The organism is Bacillus thermotolerans, assembly GCF_000812025.2.
Taxonomy (GTDB): domain Bacteria; phylum Bacillota; class Bacilli; order Bacillales; family Domibacillaceae; genus Quasibacillus; species Quasibacillus thermotolerans.
Genome location: NZ_JWJE02000007.1, coordinates 36589 through 55703, shown reverse-complemented (window position 1 = coordinate 55703; position 19115 = coordinate 36589). Strand labels below are relative to the sequence as shown.

The 19115-nt window shown below is 45.8% G+C and carries 17 protein-coding genes; 16 read left to right on the top strand and 1 reads right to left on the bottom strand.

All coding sequences use genetic code 11. From position 1 onward, the window contains the following. Nucleotides 1–8 precede the first annotated feature (8 nt). The 15 genes from QY97_RS04415 to QY97_RS04345 all read left to right on the top strand — a co-directional run bounded on the left by QY97_RS04415 (nt 9) and on the right by QY97_RS04345 (nt 17498). A complete protein-coding gene (locus tag QY97_RS04415) occupies nt 9–938 on the top strand; it encodes an osmoprotectant ABC transporter substrate-binding protein (protein WP_039233244.1) in 930 nt (309 codons plus the stop codon). After that, nucleotides 938–1600 (top strand): ABC transporter permease, encoded by a 663-nt coding sequence (locus QY97_RS04410; RefSeq protein WP_039233240.1) that lies wholly within the window; start codon nt 938–940, stop codon nt 1598–1600. The genes QY97_RS04415 and QY97_RS04410 overlap by 1 nt, the downstream gene beginning before the upstream one ends. 73 nt (nt 1601–1673) lie before the next feature. Beyond that, nucleotides 1674–3326 (top strand): CocE/NonD family hydrolase, encoded by a 1653-nt coding sequence (locus QY97_RS04405; RefSeq protein WP_039233237.1) that lies wholly within the window; start codon nt 1674–1676, stop codon nt 3324–3326. A 305-nt stretch (nt 3327–3631) separates the two neighbouring features. Beyond that, entirely contained in the window at nt 3632–4228 is a 597-nt protein-coding gene (locus tag QY97_RS04400; protein WP_039233234.1) for a phosphonate C-P lyase system protein PhnH, read from the top strand. 246 nt (nt 4229–4474) lie between these two features. After that, a complete protein-coding gene (locus QY97_RS04395; protein ID WP_039233232.1) occupies nt 4475–5290 on the top strand; it encodes an STAS domain-containing protein in 816 nt (271 codons plus the stop codon). A 179-nt stretch (nt 5291–5469) separates the two neighbouring features. Then, the gene (locus tag QY97_RS04390; protein ID WP_039233229.1) at nt 5470–6159 is read left to right on the top strand and encodes a FadR/GntR family transcriptional regulator; all 690 of its coding nucleotides are present in this window, start codon (nt 5470–5472) and stop codon (nt 6157–6159) included. 19 nt (nt 6160–6178) lie between these two features. Beyond that, complete coding sequence (locus QY97_RS04385; RefSeq protein WP_046128674.1) at nt 6179–7588, top strand: FAD-binding oxidoreductase; 1410 nt, start codon at nt 6179–6181, stop codon at nt 7586–7588. 1 nt (nt 7589) lies between these two features. Continuing rightward, complete coding sequence (locus tag QY97_RS04380; RefSeq protein WP_039233226.1) at nt 7590–8903, top strand: (Fe-S)-binding protein; 1314 nt, start codon at nt 7590–7592, stop codon at nt 8901–8903. 108 nt (nt 8904–9011) lie between these two features. Next, a complete protein-coding gene (locus QY97_RS04375; RefSeq protein WP_039233224.1) occupies nt 9012–9644 on the top strand; it encodes a methanogen output domain 1-containing protein in 633 nt (210 codons plus the stop codon). A 375-nt stretch (nt 9645–10019) separates the two neighbouring features. Beyond that, nucleotides 10020–10328 carry a 5'/3'-nucleotidase SurE gene (locus QY97_RS04370; RefSeq protein WP_039233221.1) on the top strand — a complete coding sequence of 103 codons (309 nt, stop codon included), beginning with the start codon at nt 10020–10022 and terminating at the stop codon, nt 10326–10328. Between the two features lie 174 nt (nt 10329–10502). Beyond that, the gene (locus QY97_RS04365) at nt 10503–11534 is read left to right on the top strand and encodes an ABC transporter substrate-binding protein (protein ID WP_039233218.1); all 1032 of its coding nucleotides are present in this window, start codon (nt 10503–10505) and stop codon (nt 11532–11534) included. A 34-nt stretch (nt 11535–11568) separates the two neighbouring features. After that, nucleotides 11569–13311 carry an ABC transporter permease gene (locus QY97_RS04360; protein WP_039233216.1) on the top strand — a complete coding sequence of 581 codons (1743 nt, stop codon included), beginning with the start codon at nt 11569–11571 and terminating at the stop codon, nt 13309–13311. Then, the gene (locus QY97_RS04355; protein ID WP_039233214.1) at nt 13308–14375 is read left to right on the top strand and encodes an ABC transporter ATP-binding protein; all 1068 of its coding nucleotides are present in this window, start codon (nt 13308–13310) and stop codon (nt 14373–14375) included. The genes QY97_RS04360 and QY97_RS04355 overlap by 4 nt, the downstream gene beginning before the upstream one ends. A gap of 485 nt (nt 14376–14860) precedes the next feature. Next, nucleotides 14861–16306: a sodium:solute symporter family protein gene (locus tag QY97_RS04350; RefSeq protein WP_046128672.1), complete on the top strand. Its 1446-nt coding sequence runs from the start codon at nt 14861–14863 to the stop codon at nt 16304–16306. 232 nt (nt 16307–16538) lie between these two features. Beyond that, nucleotides 16539–17498 (top strand): PfkB family carbohydrate kinase, encoded by a 960-nt coding sequence (locus tag QY97_RS04345; protein WP_039233210.1) that lies wholly within the window; start codon nt 16539–16541, stop codon nt 17496–17498. Between the two features lie 98 nt (nt 17499–17596). Here QY97_RS04345 and QY97_RS04340 read toward each other — a convergent pair whose 3' ends face one another. Continuing rightward, the gene (locus QY97_RS04340; RefSeq protein ID WP_125444164.1) at nt 17597–17854 is read right to left on the bottom strand and encodes a hypothetical protein; all 258 of its coding nucleotides are present in this window, start codon (nt 17852–17854) and stop codon (nt 17597–17599) included. A gap of 379 nt (nt 17855–18233) precedes the next feature. On the opposite strand from QY97_RS04340, the gene QY97_RS04335 reads away from it, so the two are divergent. Beyond that, entirely contained in the window at nt 18234–19019 is a 786-nt protein-coding gene (locus QY97_RS04335; RefSeq protein WP_039233206.1) for a dioxygenase family protein, read from the top strand. Nucleotides 19020–19115 lie beyond the last annotated feature (96 nt).

Here is a 19115-nt window from a genome sequence, read left to right as displayed (position 1 = left end):
TGAGAGGGATGAAACAAAAAGCTAAAAAGCTGGGCGTAGCGATGATTGTTTTTCTGATGCTCACCGGCTGTTCTTTGCCCGGCCTGGCAGGTACATCACAAGAGGCGATTAAGATTGGCGCGTTAGGCACATCTGAAGCTGAAATTCTTGCAGAAATGCTTTCTATTATGATTGAAAGGGAGACGGATGCTGAGACGGAGCTTGTCACTCACCTTGGCTCTTCTATCGTGCAGCACCAAGGGATGACAAGAGGCGACCTTGACATCACAGCTGCACGCTATACAGGAACCGACCTATCAGGATCTCTTGGCATGGAACCTGTTACTAATCCGGATAAAGCGATGGACATTGTGCAGGAGGAATTTCAGAAGCGGTTCCATCAAACATGGGCAGAGCCGTATGGATTTGAAAATGCTTATGCTGTTACCGTTACAAGAGAATTCGCAGAGGAACATAATATTGAAACGATCTCTGACCTAGCTCCTTATGCTGATCAGCTGCGATTTGGTGTTGATAACTCATGGATTAATCGCAAGGGAGACGGATATGACGGCTTCCAGGAAACGTATTTCCCATTCGGGGAAGTGTATCCGATGAGCATTGGGCTTGTGTATCAGGCAGCAGCAAGCGGTCATATGGATGTTGTTCTTGCATACTCCTCGGACGGTCGGATTCAGGAGTTTGACTTGAAGGTACTCGAAGATGATCGGCAATTTTTCCCTCCTTATGATGCTTCCCCGGTTATTCAAAATGACGTACTGAAGAAGTATCCCGAAATCAGGGACATTACAAAGCGCCTTCATGGAGCTATTTCAACAGAAACGATGCAGAAGTTGAACTATCAAGCGGATGTTGAGCTTATGAACCCTCGACAAGTAGCTGAAAAATTCCTTAAGGAGCATAACTATTTTGAAGAGACGAAGGGAGGAGGAGAGTAATGGAAACATGGGAACAGCTTGTCATGTATGTAAGTCAAAACAGCGGCTATATATGGACGCAGTTTGTCCGGCACTTTTTAATGGCCGCTTACGGTGTGCTGTTCGCAGCGGTCATCTCTATCCCGTTAGGCATCTTTATCGCCAAATACAGCAGGATGAGCGGCTGGGTTCTCGCGCTGGGCAGTATTATTCAGACCATTCCTGCACTTGGAGCGATGGCTGTACTGATGCTGGCGTTGGGACTGGGAGCAAACACGGTGATCGTTACACTTATGCTTTATTCTATTCTTCCGATCACTCAAAATACTTATGTGGGCATGAAGGAAGTCGATAAAAATATCGTAGAAGCAGGCTATGCTTCAGGCATGACGCGATTCCAGCTTTTACGCATGGTGGAACTGCCGCTTGCGATCAGCGTCATCATGGCAGGACTGCGGACAGCACTTGTTGTAGGGATCGGAATTGCGGCAATCGGTGCTTTCGTTGGAGCAGGCGGGCTTGGAGCCATTATTCTTACCGGTACAAATGCAACGGACGGAACAGCCATTATTCTTGCCGGAGCAATTCCAACTGCCCTCATGGCCATTCTTGCTGATTTAGTGATGGGCTGGATTGAACGGAAAGTGCACCCGGTGAAAGCCTCTAAAGTACGGACAGCTTAATCATTACGTTTATATCAGCACTTAGCCAAAGCTAGGTGCTGATATTTATATAAAGAAGGGAGCGAAATAGAGGATGAGTATAATAGTAGAAAAAAATATAGAGTGCATATTATCAGATGGCATCATCCTGCGTGCGGATGTCTACCGGCCAGATAAAAATGGAACATACCCTGTTTTAATGATCCGGCTGCCTTATGATAAAACAGCCCGGCGTTATTATGATGAATACTTAGAAGTACCTCGCATGGTTCAAGCCGGTTACGTGGTGATTCTTCAAGATGTGCGCGGGCGGTTTGCGTCTGAGGGCGAATTTTATCCTTTTATTCATGAGGGAAAGGACGGTTATGAGTCAGTAGAATGGGCTGCCCGGCTGCCGTATTCGAATGGAAAAGTAGGTTTGTTCGGCATGTCTTACCACGGATATACTCAGCTTGCTACTGCCACCGAACGTCCTCCTTCTTTACGAGCGATCGCCCCGGTTATGACGATGGCAGATCCATGGGTGGATCTATTAAATGGCGAAGGAGCCATGAGTATCAGCAACTTCGAAACGTGGACGCTTGGATCAATTGTTGAGGATCAGTTAAAGTGCCGAAACGACCCAAAAGCTCAAAAAGTGCAAGGCTACATAGATCAACTGGAAGAATGGCAGCGCTATGCCCCGGCTGATGAGTGGCCGCCGATGAAAGAGCTGGATCCGCATTCCTTCTTTTTTGACGTCATGCATGGCAAGGTAGATACTGCCTTTAAGGAACAGATGACATTAATGGGGAAGCTGCCGAAACTTGAGATTCCTGCCCTATTCATTGGGGGATGGTTTGACGCTTTGCTTACACCAACATTAAAAGCTTATAAAGCCTATGGGGGCACAAAGATGCTTTGGGTCGGTCCGTGGACACACGAGGAAATGAGCGGAAGAGCTGGAGAGAAGTTTTTTGAAAAGGCAGCGAAGCATATCGGAGTGGACCAAATACTTGATCCGACAGAGCTTCACATTCAATGGTTTAATCATTGGCTGAAGGGAGAACCGCTGTCTATTCGAAAGCCTGTTCACCTGTATTTAATGGGGGAAAAAAGTTGGTCGGCATATGAAGAATGGCCGCCTCCCGCCCGGACACAGGTATTGTTTCTCGACAGTGAGGGACAATCGCAGTCAAGAAAGGGAGACGGCCGATTGACGGATGTGCCAGCTGACTCCTCGACTGCCAGTCTGCTAAAGCTCGACCCCAAGCACCCTGTTCCAACAAGAGGGGGAGGCGTACTCATAGCCGGCCATTCATCCGGCATGTTTGATATTGGCGATATTCAAGAGCGTGAGGATGTACTGGTTTACACGACGGCTGCGTTAGAGGCAGATCTACGACTGTTAGGTACGGTGACGGCAACTATCTGGATATCTTCTCCGACTCCACTCGTTGATCTGTTTGTTCGTTTATCAGATGTTGAACCAGCTGGGAAGGTATTTAATGTGATTGACACCTTCCACCGTCAGGAGGCAGAAGATGATCAACCGGTATGTATAGAGCTGGAGGTCGGCCATACAGCTTACTTATTAAAGAAAGGACATCGCTTACGCCTGGATATTGCTGCAAGCAATGCACCTCGCTATGATGTAAACTTGAATAATGGACAAACAACAAAAACGGCTGCTTCTGGAGAAATAGCCTATGAGCATGTCTATCATGGAGGAAGCACAGCCTCTAGCATTACACTTTCCATCGTATAAGAAAAAGCTTGAAACGGCAGCGTTTCAAGCTTTTTTGAATATTGGTATTCCGAGGTGAGAACGCCATAGATCATTGTTTGCTGTATAAGAAGCTAGGAACTTAGCGATATCCGCGCTTATTAACACTATATGCCTGCTGACTGGAGGATATGCATACAATTAGAGTCATCATCATTTTCGGCAAAGACTTTATAAAGTTTTTACAAAATCTTAACTGGACGTTAATTTATTCAGCCCATTGTACAGATATCCTTATAATTGCAAGGAATTTTTAACGAGAACGTGGATTAAAGGAGAGACAGAAGATGGTAACAGACTTAGTCCATGATGTGCAGGTGGCTTATCGAAAGCTGATCGATTCGATGTCAAGACCAGGCACTATTTCGGATATTCGCTATGAAGCAAAGATAATTAATAATGATACTGAAAGTTTTTCTTCTACGTCTATGCTGGCCCTGATGCTCTTGAACAGGGAGGCAACATTCAGCGTACTCCCTTCTTGTGCAGAAAAGGCGGCCGAATGGATCGGCAACCAGACTAGAGCGAAATGGGTAAAGCCGGAAAAGGCTGACTTTCTGTTTGTTCTGGCTAGCGCGGAGAAAGCACAGGTGGAGGAGGCTATTGCATTAGCCAAAGCAGGAACTTCAGGGAACCCTTATGACTCGGCTGTATTAATTTTAGAAACAGACTATTTAAGTCTCGGAAAAGAAGTGAATTTAATAGAATCAGATGACAAAGAGGAACGTTTGATTAGAGTTTCGAATGCGGATCTGTGGATGGACAGCCGGGAGGAGAAAAATAAGGAGAGGTCGTTAGGAATAGACTTTATTTTGGCTGACAGCTTTGGCTATATTCTGTATTTGCCGAAAAACGTTAAGGTGAGAGAGGCAGCGGCAGTATAAGTGTTTTTATGAATTTGCTTTGACAGGTGGAAAGAAGAATTGCATGGAGAAATAGATTGTCGGCTAGGCAGAGAAGGCTTCCGTTTGAAGGGGGTCTTTTTTTTTACAATAAGGCTATTCTATCAGAGGAAAATAGATTCGTATGAGGCATACGAGGTTGTTAGAAAAAAGTATTGCCGAAGCACCTGCTTATTCTCTATAGTAAACTATAAGTAATGAATAAGCTGTTGAGGAAGGAAGAGCGAAATGACTTTGTTGTCGAAGGTAGGCAACTACTTAATTGAGAACACAGAATCTTTGGCTTTGAAGGTGGTGGAGGAAGTTCTGCACCGGATGGAGCTGAAGATCCCCGAGTGGGAGAAAGAGCAAGCCGTTGCCATGTATAAGAAGCTCATGGGCTTTTTGGGAATCTCTCTCATTGAGGACCGAGACGGTATACCCGAGGAGCTTATTAGCTGGAGCAAGGGGAACGGAGAAAGACAGGCCCAGACCGGAGAGAAGATTTCCACTATTATTGTGCGTTACCCTACAACAAGAGATGTCTTTTCAGATTTGCTTACAGAGATCAGTGAAGAGTTTGAGCTTCCTAAGAAGGAAACTATCTTCGTTATTAAAAAGGTAAACAATATACTTGATATCAGCTTGAATGAGTCGGTTTTTGCTTACGAACGTTCGACCGATCAAATGATGGATCAAACAAAGAGGGAAATGGCTGAGCTATCTGCCCCTGTTGTGCCGGTAAAGGACCATGTAGCTATTCTTCCATTGATTGGAGAAATTGACCCTTATCGTGCAGCTTATATTATGGATAAAGTAGTTCCGAAAATTGCGAAACTGCAAATCAATTACTTGATTGCTGACTTTTCCGGTATCCTGACTCTTGATGACGAAGTGGCTCACTATTTATACCAATTAGAAAATGTTTTTCGTTTGCTGGGCATCCAGCTTATTGTTACAGGAATGAGACCTGAGCTTGCTCAGGCCGTTGTAAGAAGCGGCATCGATATGTCTTCTATTCCGACTTTTGCTTATGTGAAGCAGGCGCTAGAAAGTTTAACATAACAAAGTGATGATGCTTATAAGAGAGCTTTCCATTCGTTGAGAAATTGGGGGGCTCTCTTTTTTATTTGTTTTTTAAAAATTTGTTATACAAAAACTTGAATTTTCAGTAAAATCCATTCTATAATACAAATTATCAGCTTTAAGTAGAAATTTTTGTCATACAAATATAGGAGAACGAAATGAAAAAGAAAGAAAAAATTTCTCAAAGAGTCTCCCGAGAAATTCTTGGGATGATTGAAGATGGGACATTTCCGCCTGGAGCTAAATTGCCGACGGAAATGGAGCTAGCAGCAAGATTCGAAGTCAGCCGAATGCCGATCCGGGAAGCGTTAAGCATGCTGCGGGCAGCGGGCGTAGTCACGTCAAGGCAAGGCGGCGGAAGCTATGTGGAAGAAACTATCCATCCGGCTTTGCTGCACAGCCTTCACCTGGAAAGCAACGACGTGGGAACGATTAAATATTTATTCGAAGTTAGAAGAATGCTAGAGCCGGAGGCAGCCGCATTAGCCGCAAAAAGAAGGACACCGGAGCAGCTGGAAGAAATGAGAAAGGCTCTATTATGTCTGAAGCAGGAGGAATCAGAGAAATCGGATATTACCTTCCATCGCGCCTTAGTCCTTGCCGCGCAAAACACGGTTCTTACCCAGGTGATCGATCATCTTGCCTCTCTTTATGAGCGTGTATTAACTCAGACTTTGCGGCCGAACGAAGCGCTTGAACAGAAAAGAAGACTGGTTTATCAGGAGCATGAGGCTATTTTCAAAGCCATCGAAGCAGAAGAGCCGGAGCTGGCAAGGGTGCTTAGTGATCTGCATTTAAAAAATGCAGAGAAAAAGCTCAGTGTACTGCTGCCAGGATACACAGATTAAGGAAAGAAGGGATCGAACAGTGAGAGCGCTCACCGAAATTCATTTAGAAGAAGTAAAATCGATTGTTAAAACAGGTCGTGTACTGACAAAAGAGAGCGACCGTTTCAGCTATTCATTCGATGGTTCATTCGGCACCTTTCTTCCAGATGCTGTCATACAAACAAAGAGTGTAGAAGAGCTCGCCGCTTTAGTGCGGCTGGCCAACCGTGAGCTTATTCCTCTCTATCCGCGGGGCCAGGCGACAAGTTTGAGTGGAGGTCCCTTGCCGGTGAAGGGCGGGCTTGTTCTGGATTTATCAGTCATGGACCACGTACTGGAGGTTCATGAGGAGGACCTTGTTGCTGTTGTCTCTCCGGGTGTATTGACTGCGGATATTCATCGTGCTGCTGAAGAAAGAGGCCTTATGTATCCGCCAGATCCCAGCAGCTCACATGTATCGACGATTGGCGGGAACCTGGCTGAAAACTCAGGCGGCCCAAAAGGCTTGAAATATGGAGTAACCAAGGACTACGTCATTGGTCTTGAAGTGATTACACCTGAAGGAGAAATCATAAAAACCGGAGGGCGCACAGTGAAAAATGTGACCGGCTATGATTTGACAAAACTTATTGTAGGGTCGGAAGGTACACTAGGTATCATTACAAAGGCTGTGCTGAAATTAATTCCAAAACCGAAAGCCTCCACCACTATGATGGCTATCTTTGACAGCTTAGCGGATGCGGGCAAAGCTATTTCTAACATGCTGACTGCGGGCATTCTTCCGTCAAAAATGGAACTGATGGACCAAGCTTCCATTATTGCGGTTGAGCAGTTTGAACCACTCGGTTTGCCGGTGGATGCCGCGGCGCTTATTTTGATTGAGCTAGATGGACATCCTGCTGCTTTACAGGAGGAAGCCGATGAGGCGGCTGCGCTGTGTCAGTCGGTTGGTGCAAGAGAAGTTCGGATGCCGAAAAATAAAAGTGAGGAAGCGGAGCTGTGGAAAGCAAGGAAGCTCGTATCCCCGGCTATCGTTCGTATCAAGCCTACTAAGATTTCAGAGGATGCGACAGTGCCAAGAAGCAAAATTCCTGACATGTGCAAAAGGCTGGAGAAGATTAGGGAAGAGTACGGCATTCACCTTGTCGTCTTCGGTCATGCGGGGGATGGCAACCTTCACCCGAATATTATTTGCGATAAGAATGACACCGAGGAAATGAAGCGTGTTGAGCAGGCAGTTGAAGAGATTTTCAAGGCAGCTGTTGAGCTTGGCGGCACGCTTTCAGGAGAGCATGGGATTGGGCTCATGAAGGCACCTTTTATGGAAATGGAGCTTGGAGCAGCTGGCTTAGATATGATGAAGCGTATTAAAGCTGCGTGGGATCCGAACAACATTATGAATCCAGGGAAGATCTTTCCGGAGCCTGGACAAAAGCTGGAGCTGAGTTGAAATGAATCTGTCACTTAAGCAATTACAAGAGGAACTCAAATACGACCGCACAGCCAGCTGTGTACAGTGCGGCTATTGCCTGCCTGTTTGCCCAACATATACAGCCTTTAAAAACGAGGCTCATTCACCGCGAGGGCGGATTAACTTGATAAAGATGGCCGGAGAAGGGCGGCTGACGGACTTATCCGCTTTGGAGGAGCCGTTCGATTTATGTCTCGGCTGCCGCGCCTGTGAAACAGCTTGTCCGACAGGTGTAGAGTATGGAGAGATCTTGGAGGCGGCACGCGCTGCTTTAGGGAAGAGACGAACCCTTTCAGTACCTGCCCGAACGTTAAAGAAGGCCATGCTTCGCAAAATGTTCCCGAGCCGAAGAATGATGAATATAGCTGGTCATTCCACATGGATCTATCAGAAGAGCGGCCTTCAGAAAGCAGGGCGCATAACGAGAGTAATAGATAAGCTGCCTTATCACTTAGGAGCATTTGAAAAAGTGTTGCCTAAGCCGGTCTCCCCGCTTGAAAGATTCAAAGCACCAAAGCGGGTAAAAGCGGAAGGAAAACGAAAGTATAAAGTCGCCTTCTTTACTGGCTGCGTAATGGATGCTATGTTCCACCGGGTGAATCAGCTATCTATTCAGCTGCTGGCCAGAGCAGGCTGTGAGGTTACAGTCGTATCCAATCAATCCTGCTGCGGAGCACTCCATGCGCATTCAGGCGAGCAGAAAGAAGCCCGTCGCTTAGCTAGACAGAACATTCAGGCCTTTGAGGGAACAGAAGCCGATTTCATCGTTAACAATGCCGGCGGCTGCGGAGCCATGCTTTATGAGTACGACCGTTTGCTTGCGGATGAGGAAGCGTGGGCAGAGAGAGCCCGGGCTTTTTCTGGGAAGGTAAAGGATATTAGCCAAGTTCTCATGGCATGCGGGCTGCCTGATATGCGGCCGCGTAAAGGCGAAGCGGTAACGTACCAGCCTTCCTGTCATATGACGAATGTGCAGAAAGTCACGAAAGAACCGGTTGAGCTGCTCCAAAGTATACCAGGCATTGAATGGAAGGAAATGAACCAGGCAGATATGTGCTGCGGATCGGCAGGTATCTACAATCTCGTTCATTATGACGCCTCTATGGAGATTCTAGATCACAAGATGAAAGAGGCGAAGCGTACAAATGCTTCTGTCATCATAACAACCAATCCGGGCTGTCTTTTACAAATGAAGCTCGGTGTCGAAAAGGAAGGGTTGGCTTCGTCCGTAAGAGTGCTCCATCTCGTAGAGTATTTGGCTGAAGCGGCGGAAATCGCTGAGCCGGTTCAATGAGTTTGAAAAAATTTGCTTCCATTTTCCCAAACTCCGGATATAATAAGAAGATGGAAAGCCGATAAAAGTAGTAGACTTTACTTGTATCATCTTGAGAGGAGACCAAACTTGAAAAATGAAGCTTCATTGACAGGTACTGTGTTCTTATCAAAATTAATTTCACAGTACGCTCACATCCATGAGAAAACAGTAGGAAAAACGGCAGACGAGTACATTCGCCAGCTTGGCCTGAGAACAGGCGAATGGATTGAAGGGTTCTATGGCGATAGAAATCATGAATGGACAGTGGACCGCTACGCTGAGGTCATTGTTGATTTAAAGAATTCAATCGGCGGTGATTTTTATATTTCTGCTGTGTATCCTGACCACGTGGTTGTAAAGGCGAGAAAGTGTCCGTTCGGAGAAGCGGTAAAGGACGCTCCTCATTTATGTCATATGACCTCTAGTGTGTTTGGAGGGATTGCTTCCCGTAAGTTTGGATATAGTAAAGTGTCTCTGCGGGAACGAATTGCTTTAGGCGACCTGGGTTGTGAAGTAGCGATCTACTTCCAGCCGACGGAGAAGGAAGAGGGAGACGTATATGAAAACCTTCAGCATACGCCCGATCAAGGCGATCCCTTCAGTTGGGAAGAGGAGACCATCGCGCTGCTGCATGAACAGCTTAAGCAAAGTGACGAGCTGGTTATGAAGCTGTTAGAAGAGTTAGAGGAGTTACGCGGACAGGTCCAGCAAGGAAAATAGCGAGCCCCATGCTGACTCTATAGATAAGATCATTAAACCGATCCCGGTTAAGAGAGAAAGGAAACTCTTAGCCGGGGCTTTTTTTGTGCCGTTTTGCTTCTTGCCCTGATCCATGGGCCAGGTTCGTACCATGTATATAGGCAGTTTATCCTCTGTTTATAGCTCCTTTTGCCAGTTTGAAAACGGCGTGCGTCCTTCTAGACATTTCCTTAACAAAAACAAAACATAACATTAATACCGCTTTCATGCCTTATTCATAAATGGCCCCTAATATAATAAGAGATCCACCTTCGCAAAGAAGGGAGATCAAAGAGCTGGCAGTCTGACTTTTGGGCCAGGCTCATGTGTTTCTTACCATGGGAGGAGGCTGGTTTGTTGAGAATTTTAGTCGCCAATGATGAGAGCGTTTTCGCTGCTGGAGGTTCGGTATTGACAAAGGTGCTGCAGCATTTTGAAGAAGCAAGGATCGTGCACGCAGGCAAAGAGAGATGGGGCGCAAACTCCATTTTTACAGTGCGGCATTTGTCCAAGGCTAGTGAGGGCGGTATCCTTTCGGCTGTGCAGCATGGTTGGACAGTCAACGAAACTACAGCTGATTGTATGAAACGCGGACTAAAATCACTATTAACAAAACCGCCTAATGTGCAGTTTCCAGGAATACATCGAATCGAGACTGTGCTGTGACAGGCAGCAATTAGACTTCCCTACAGAAGCTCTAAAGAAAATGATGACAAGAGGTTTAAGGAAGTATACATAACCGTTTCACTAGCAGAGTCCTGTCCTTAGTAGAAAGAAAAGTGGAACGGGCGGAGCGTTGGCTTTAACCGATGAATGATTGTGGAGGAGAGGAGCAGACACATGCGCAAGTTATCTTTTATGATGATGATTTTGGTCGCGGCTGTGCTAACAGCGGCATGCAGCAATGGAAGTGAACAGTCAAATGAAGTAAGTGGAGAAACAGCGGGAGGCGTCTCAGGGACCCTCAGCTTTTACACTTCTCAGCCTGATGCCGATGCACAGGCACTAGTGGATGCTTTTCAGAAGAAGTATCCGGATGTAGAAGTAGAAACATTCCGCTCGGGCACTGAAGAGGTCATTTCGAAAATTCAAGCAGAAAAACAAGCAGGAAGTGTCCAGGCAGACGTTTTGCTGGTAGCGGATTCGGTGACGTTTGAAGGTTTAAAAGAGGAAGAGATGCTGCTTCCTTATAAGTCTCCTGAAGCTGAGCATATTCCAGACACCTTTATTGATCCAGACGGGGCTTATACGGGTACGAAGGTAATGGCTACTGGACTTGTTGTCAATACCAATGAGGTGAAAGAGATACCCGATAGCTGGGGGATCTTAACCGAAAAGGCGGCTCAAGGAAAAACATTGATGCCAAGTCCTTTTTACTCAGGTGCAGCTGCCTATAATCTGGGAATCTTTACTCGGCAAGACAATTTCGGATGGGATTTCTATGAGAAATTGAAAGAGAATGAAATGAGTGTTACGAAAGGAAATGGCGGTGTACTCGAAGCGGTAGCTATGGGGCAGAAATCCTACGGGATGGTTGTGGATTATGTAGCTGCCCGTGCGAAGAAAGAGGGCTCTCCTGTTGAATTTATCTATCCAAAGGAAGGGGTACCGGTGATTACAGAGCCGATAGGCATTATGAACGGCACGGATAATGAACCGGCAGCTCAGGCATTTGTAGATTTTGCCCTCTCTGAAGAAGGACAGCAGCTGGCAGCAGAATTAGGCTACACGCCTATCCGTGAGGGAGTAGAAGCTCCTGAAGGTTTACAGACATTAGGTGAAATGACGGTGCTGCAGGCAGATACGCCTGAATTACTGAAGGCACGCGAGGAAGATAAAAAGCAGTTTGGAGAGATCTTCGGCCAACAGTGATGATGGCAGGCTAAGCAGATAAGGAGAGAGGATAATGCTTTCTAATGGTCAACTTGCAGGAGAGGAGATGAAGAAGTCTCCCTCCTTCTCTTTGTTTTTGAGCAGAAAAAAACTTTATGCCCTCGTAGGGCTGTTATTCATTTTTATACTTTTCGTTTGGCCGATCTTGCGGCTCATTTGGCTGAGCTTCGTCCAGGAAGGCACACTTACGCTGGGCCATTATAGAGAGGTCCTACAGGAGCAGGCGACATGGACGACTGTCGGGAACACAATAGTGATTGTGCTAGGCTCAACGGCTCTGTCCCTTGGTTTAGGCGTAACATTGGCCTGGATGATGGCTTATATGAATATAAGAGGGAAGCGGTGGATGCAGCTGCTTATCTTTCTGCCGTTTATTATTCCATCTTATATTACGACACTCGCCTGGATTCAGCTGTTCAGCCATAACGGGCCAGTGGCCGGCCTCCTCAACTGGCTTCCAGGCAGTCTGGCTGTTCCGAACTTATACAGTATGGGAGGCATTATTTTTATTCTCGGTCTTTCTCATTATCCATTAGTCTATTTATTTACAGTGGATGTGTTCCGCAAGATCCCGAGGGAACTTGTAGAGGCGGCTAAGACATCGGGTGCCACTAAAGGTCAAGTGTTAAGAAGAATTGTCCTGCCGATGGCTTTACCTGGCATAGCAAGCGGGGGGCTGCTTGCCTTCTTAACGAACCTTGATAATTTTGGCATTCCTGCTTTCTTAGGTATACCAGCCAACATCCGAGTGTTAAGCACGTACATATATGAGCAGGTTGCAGGATTTGGGCCTTCTGCTTTTTCAAGAGCAGCTGTTCTATCTGTAATGTTAGGCATCATCGCTTTAGCAGGAACATTCATTCAATGGCGCCTGTTAAAGCGCAGCCGGGTTACAGAGACAACGGCAAGAGACACCGAACCGAGGATATACATAACAGGCATGAGAAGGAGAGTAATAGAGTCCGGTGTTTGGGCGTTTCTTCTGATAACGAGCTTAGTGCCTTTTATATGCATGGGGGCATTGTCGTTCGTTAAAGCATATGGCCTGCCGTTTGAGTTAGAGAATCTGTCGCTGAAAAATTATGAATATGTGTTTTTGACGGATCCGAAGACTGGGACAGCCTGGTGGAACAGCATCTCGCTTGCTTTCTTGACGACGGTCATTTGCTTAATAGCAGGAACAGCGATTGCTTATGTGAGGTATACAAGGCCGGGCAGTGTGACAAAGCTGATGGAGCTGTTTATTACCATGCCTTATGCCTTGCCTGGCACGGTCTTCGCTCTTTGTATGATCCTTGCCTGGATGCAGCCCATTCCAGGCTGGAACCCGGGGATATACGGCTCTGTCTGGATATTATTCATTGCATATGTTACAAGGTTCTTCATCCTTCAGGTAAGGGGCAGCTATGCAGCCTTCCTGCAGGTTGATCCGTCGATCGAGGAAGCAGCAAGGGTATCAGGTGCAAAAGGGTGGACAAAATGGAGGAGAATTTTGCTGCCGCTGATTCTTCCAGGTCTCATTGGCGGAGCTTTGCTCGTCTTTTTGATGGTGTTGACGGAGCTAACGGTATCAAGTCTATTATGGTCAGCTGGTTCCGAAACCATCGGGGTGGTGATCTTTAATTACCAGCAAGCTGGCTATACGATTTATTCCACCGCATTTGCTAGCATAATTGTATGCGGAATCTTAATTGGCGGCTTACTGTTCACATGGTTCAACCAATTATGGGAGAGAAAGGTGAGAAAAGAAGAATGATCAGCGTGCGAGATTTAAAGAAGGTATATGATTCTTTCACTGCTCTTCAATCAGTAGATTTAGAGATAGAAGACGGGGAATTCATTGCCATCCTCGGACCATCAGGGTGTGGAAAGACGACTTTATTAAAGCTGATGGCGGGGTTCATGAAGCCGACAAGTGGAGAGGTGATCATAGATGATGCGCTGGTTGCGTCACCACGCCAGCTGACCCCGCCTGAAGAACGGAATATCGGTATGGTGTTTCAATCATTTGCTTTGTGGCCGCATATGACAGTCAGAGAGCATGTAATGTTCCCGCTGCTTCATCACCGTTTTACAGCAAAAGATTTAAAGAAGAACATGAGGGAGAGAGTAGAGACTGTATTGGAGCTGGTAGGGTTAAAGCAACTGGCTGGCAGGTATCCGGCAGAGCTATCGGGCGGTCAAAAGCAACGGGTAGCATTAGCCCGTGCCGTGGCTGCTCTGCCCCGCTTATTGCTTATGGATGAACCGCTCAGTGCGCTTGATGTAGAGCTGCGGATGGAGATGAGAAGAGAGATTCAGCGCATTCACCGAAAGACCCAGTCGACAATCGTCTACGTCACCCATGATCAAAGCGAGGCCCTTGCGATGGCGGATAGAATTGTGGTTATGAACGAAGGAAGAATTGAGCAAGTCGGGACCCCGGAAGCAGTCTATACTAAACCGGAGACTGAGTTCGTTGCTGCTTTTGTTGGCAAATGCCAGCTGATGAAAGGAACATGGGAGGAGGGAGTGTTTATCCCGGAGAAGCTCCCGCTAGAAAGGTGGAAAGATCATGGTGTTTCAGTAAAGCTGAAGAAGAAAGGCTTCTATCCGGTGCGTCCGGAACAATGGAGACTAGCACCGGGTGGAGAAAGGGGAGAAGGTGGAATTGTGACTCTCGTTCAATATCAAGGAAAAGAAATTCATTATACCATTCAAGTAGAAAATGAAGAATGGGAAGTGCATGACTCTGTTTACTCTCCTCGGTTTTATGTGGGGGACGAGGTAAGCCTCTCCTTGCGTTCCTTCGCTGAAACAAGAGAAGCTGCTCTCGTCTAAGAACAGGGCAGTTATCTTATTTAGAAGGGGCAGCCAGCTGACAAATACTAGCTGGCTGTTCTTTTTATTTTGTCTTCAGTATTGTCGTTATGAATGAATTAGTAAAAATTTATTTACCAATGCGGTAAAGATTTTACCAGCCTTTCTTGGGATATCTCAACGGATCTGAAGAATTAGGCGTAAAAGGTCGAAAGCAGGCAGGAAGAAAGATTTTCTGACAAAAAATTTTCAGGCGGCTAAAAGCTAAGCAGGACAAGGGTTCAACGTTGTTTTTTGCTAGGTGCAGAATGAACGTATGACAATTTGTCATTGAAACTAGGCTCAAAATTTGCATTAATTAAATTATATAAAATATTCAGAATTGATATTAATATTTGCGGAAGTTCAAATTTAATGAGGAAGGGAGACAGGTCAATTAACTTATTTCTAAATGAGATTTAGAAAAGCCATTGAAAGCGGATACAAATGACAAAGGGGTGTACAACATGTTTAACGAACAAGAAAAGCTGATTTTAGGGGTTATCGTATTTATTTATTTTATTTTCTTATTTGGTCTTTCTGTATATATTGGCCGCAAAGTAAAAACGTATGATGACTACAACGTCGCTGGAAGATCTGTTTCCATTTTTCCATTAATCTTGACATTTGTCGGAACAGCAATAGGCGGATCGATTCTGCTAGGCTATATGACGAACGGCTATATCCTGGGGATGGGACAGCAATGGATGAATGTTGCAGTAGGAGGGATGTCGGTTCTTTTCATTCTATTCTTAACAAAGCGCATTCGTATGCTTGGTGAGAAGCATAATATGGTGACGATCGGTGATTTCACAGCCATGCGTTATGGTGAAGGGGCCCGTATTCCGACAGCAATCAGCATGCTTGTTGCTTATTGCGCGATTACAGGAATGCAGTTCGTAGCGATTGCAACAATCTTAAATTTAACACTCGGGATGAGTATGACCTCCGGTATTTTAATTGGGTGGATATTACTGACACTAAAAACATATTTCGGAGGCATGGAAGCGGTCATTATCCAGGATGCTATCCATGGAACCATTCAAACGCTTGGTATTTTCGCTTTGTTTGTTGTTGTATTAGTGCTTGCAGGGGATTGGGGCAGCATGGCAAGCTATGCTGAATCTATGGGGGAAGGCAGTCACCTGAGCATATTCAGCATCGCTCCAGCTGAAGTATTTGTCTTTATGTTGACGGTTGGTGCGTATCAGTTTGTTAGACAGGATGTTTGGCAGCGTGTTTGGGCAGCAAAAGACTTAAAAACATCTAATAATGGCTATTTGATTTCTATCGTGCTCTCCACTGCCATTGGTGTGGTTTGTGTAGCTATCGGGGTAATGAGCAAATACGGAATGCAAATGGACATAGCTAATCCTTCATTAATTTATTATGAAATTATAGGACAAGTTCTTCCTTTCCCGCTGGTCATTGTGATGCTCATTGCCCTATTGGCAACAGTTATTTCTACAGCGGATTCGTTCTTTATTTCCGCAGCTTCGTCCATCGTTAATGATATAATTAAGCCAAAAGCGAAGAATTTCAATGACGAAAAAATGCTGAAATACAGCAAACTATGCGTAGTAATTGTTTCCTTTATTTCTCTCTTCCTTGCATTGTATATTCCAAAATTAGTGACTCTTTGGATTACGGGCACAGCGATGCTTGTATCGGGCTTATTAGCTCCTGTATTGCTGGGAATGTTCTGGAAGGGAGCAACAAGGCAAGCTGGTATTATTTCTATGTGGCTTGGCCTTAGTGTCGCAACAGCTTGGCAGTTAATGGGACATCCACTCGGCTGGCACCCTGTCTTTATCGGCCTGCCGGTATCCATTGTAACTCTTGTAATTGTTTCTTTCTTAACAAAGGGACCAGAAGTAGAAGCTGTGCCAGAGGTCGATTCTATAGCAGAGTGAGAACGACGCTCAAGAACGTAGAAGTATAAAGGTATGCCTGTTCACAAGTAGGTGAGTAAAAAAGACTGCTTTATCCCATAGGAAAGAAAAGAGTTCTGTGAAAGATTAAAAAACTGGCTGCAATGCTCACTAGGCATTGCAGCCAGTTTTTTAATGAAAGCAGGAAAAAGCCGTTTCTTTTATAATAAGAAGAGCAGGAGAGAGTGCAGGATAAATTGGCAGAGGTGAGAAAATGAAGAAAGTCATATCATTTGGAGAGTTATTAGTTGATTTTATCCCGACAGAAAATGGGTTGGGCCTGGAACGTACCTCTTTTTTTCAGAAGATGCCTGGAGGAGCGCCGGCAAATGTAGCGGCTGCTGTAGCGAAGCTGGGTGGAACAAGTTACTTTATCGGGAAAGTCGGAGAAGACGCATTCGGGCGCTTCGCAAGTGAGTGCTTATCGAAAGCTCACGTGTGTGTGGATCACATTCTTTTTACGAAGGAGGCCCAAACGGCGGTAGCCTTCGTTTCTTTAACTAAAGAGGGAGAGAGGGATTTTTTATTTTACGGTGCTCCTGCTGCCCACATGTTATTTGCCCCGGAAGAAGTGCAAAGAGCTTGGTTTAACGAAGAAACGGTTTTTCATTTCAGCTCCAACTCCTTAGCCTATGAAGAAAGTCGTCAAGCAACCGTCCGGGCGATTGAGCTTGCGAAAGAAAAGAAGGCACTCGTCAGCTTCGATCCGAATATTCGGCTGTCCTTTTGGGAGGCGGAAGAAGAAGCCAGGTCCATGATTGTTTCCTTGCTTTCTGCTGCAGATATCATCAAAGTGAGCGAGGAAGAACTGTGCTTTTTATTTCCAGGCCTTTATGAAGCGGAGGCTATCCGCCGGCTTATACATACAGGTAGCTCGCTCGTTATCATTACGAGAGGAAAGAGAGGAAGCAGCTATTACACGAGCATTTATTCAGGAGAAGTATCGGCTCCTCATATGCAGGTAATTGATACAACGGGAGCAGGAGACGCCTTTGTAGGCGGATTGTTATACCAGCTTTCCTCTCAGTCTTTCTCACAGCTGCTCAAGAACGAGCAAGCAATGAAGCGAGTGGTGGAGTTTTCGAATGTTTGCGGGGCATTGGCTGTTACAGCTAGAGGAGCGATGACTGCCTTGCCAACATTGGAGGAGGTCCATTTGGTTCTAAAGCGCTAACAGGGTCTGGTCTTAACGTCTGCGAGAGCATGTTCGCCCGGGGATAGATCTTTTATTATAGCCGGCTTACATTATGTAAGCCGGCTTTTATTGAAGACTTAATAAAGTAAATCGTCGCCTTGGCGAGCCATTTTCTGCTGGGCGAGCCCTTGATTTTTATTCGATCCTGACGCATTTGAGTTTAATACAGTATTAGCTATTTGCTGCATAGGCTGGTTAGTCGTTAAAGCACTCGTTACATTTTGTGTCATCTGCTGAATGGTGCCATTCCGCATGCCTCTTGAAATACCGTAGATGGCTGCGCCAGCCGCTCCGGCAGCTAGCAATGAAGTCATAACTGTACGTTGATTATTCATCAAGACCGCCCTTTCTTTGTTGGATTCTGGAGAAGCGCTTCTAAAAGAAAGAAGCATCTTTAGCTTTATGGAACCTGGCGTCATTTATTCCGGTAAATATTTGGCTGGCTGCCACTAAAGATGCAGGGAGCTGACTGTATCTGAGAAAAAAAGTCCACGAGCTTGCTTTAATTATTTCCAAATGAGGAACAATACTGTTCCCGTTAAATGTATCTCCTGTCTGCATTGACGAACGGTGAGAGGGTCTGTTACGTTTTAGGAAACAACTATTCATATGAGAAAATACTCGCTTTAGGGGAATTTCCTTTTAAGCGGGGAACTATATAGGAAAAGGCCGCAAGGAGCAGCTGAGAGGAATAATGAAGGAGGAATATGGCTTATGATGCCTGCTTTTTTTATCGCCCATGGGGCACCGCTTTTAGCAATTGAAGAGAACGAATATACCCAGTTTCTAACTGAGTTAGGGAAGACATGGCGGAAGCCGAGAGCCATTATTTTATTTTCTGCCCACTGGACATCCAAGGAGCAGCAGGTCAGTGACGTGGAGGAATACAGTACCATTTATGACTTCGGCGGCTTTCCGGAAGCTTTATACCGTATTCAATATCCGGCCAAAGGTAATCACAAGCTGGCTGAAGAAATAGGAGCGCTTCTTTCGAAGGAGGGGATTTCTTATAAAGTGGACACAAGCCGCGGGCTGGATCACGGGGCATGGGTTATTCTCCGAAAGCTGTATCCGGAGGCGGATATTCCTGTGATTTCTATGTCGGTGAATCCTCTTCTTACACCAGAAGAACAATATAAAATTGGACAATCATTATCAGCTTTAAGGAAGGAAGAGGTCATGATTATCGGCAGCGGGGGTACCGTGCACAATTTGGCGGCCGTCAATATGATGAAGGATAATGGGACAGCAGATGAGTGGGCGCTCGGATTTGATGAATGGCTTGCCCGGCGAGTCAACAGCTGGGATCTTGACTCGCTTTTCCAGTACGATTCGCTGGCACCTTTAGCGTCATACGCCGTTCCACCTTATGGAAACGAGCACTTTATTCCATTATTTTATGCCATGGGAGCAGCAGACGATGAGCGTACGGCTGCTTTGCTGCACAGAAGCTACCGATACGGCAATTTAAGTCATTCCGTCTGGCAGTTCGGTTCATAAGTCTGTTAGATGGGAAACGCTATGGTGTTAGGTTTGTCAGGCGGAGCCTGAATATTAATCATAGCCTGCGTGGCAATCGCCGTGCGGGTCTTTTTA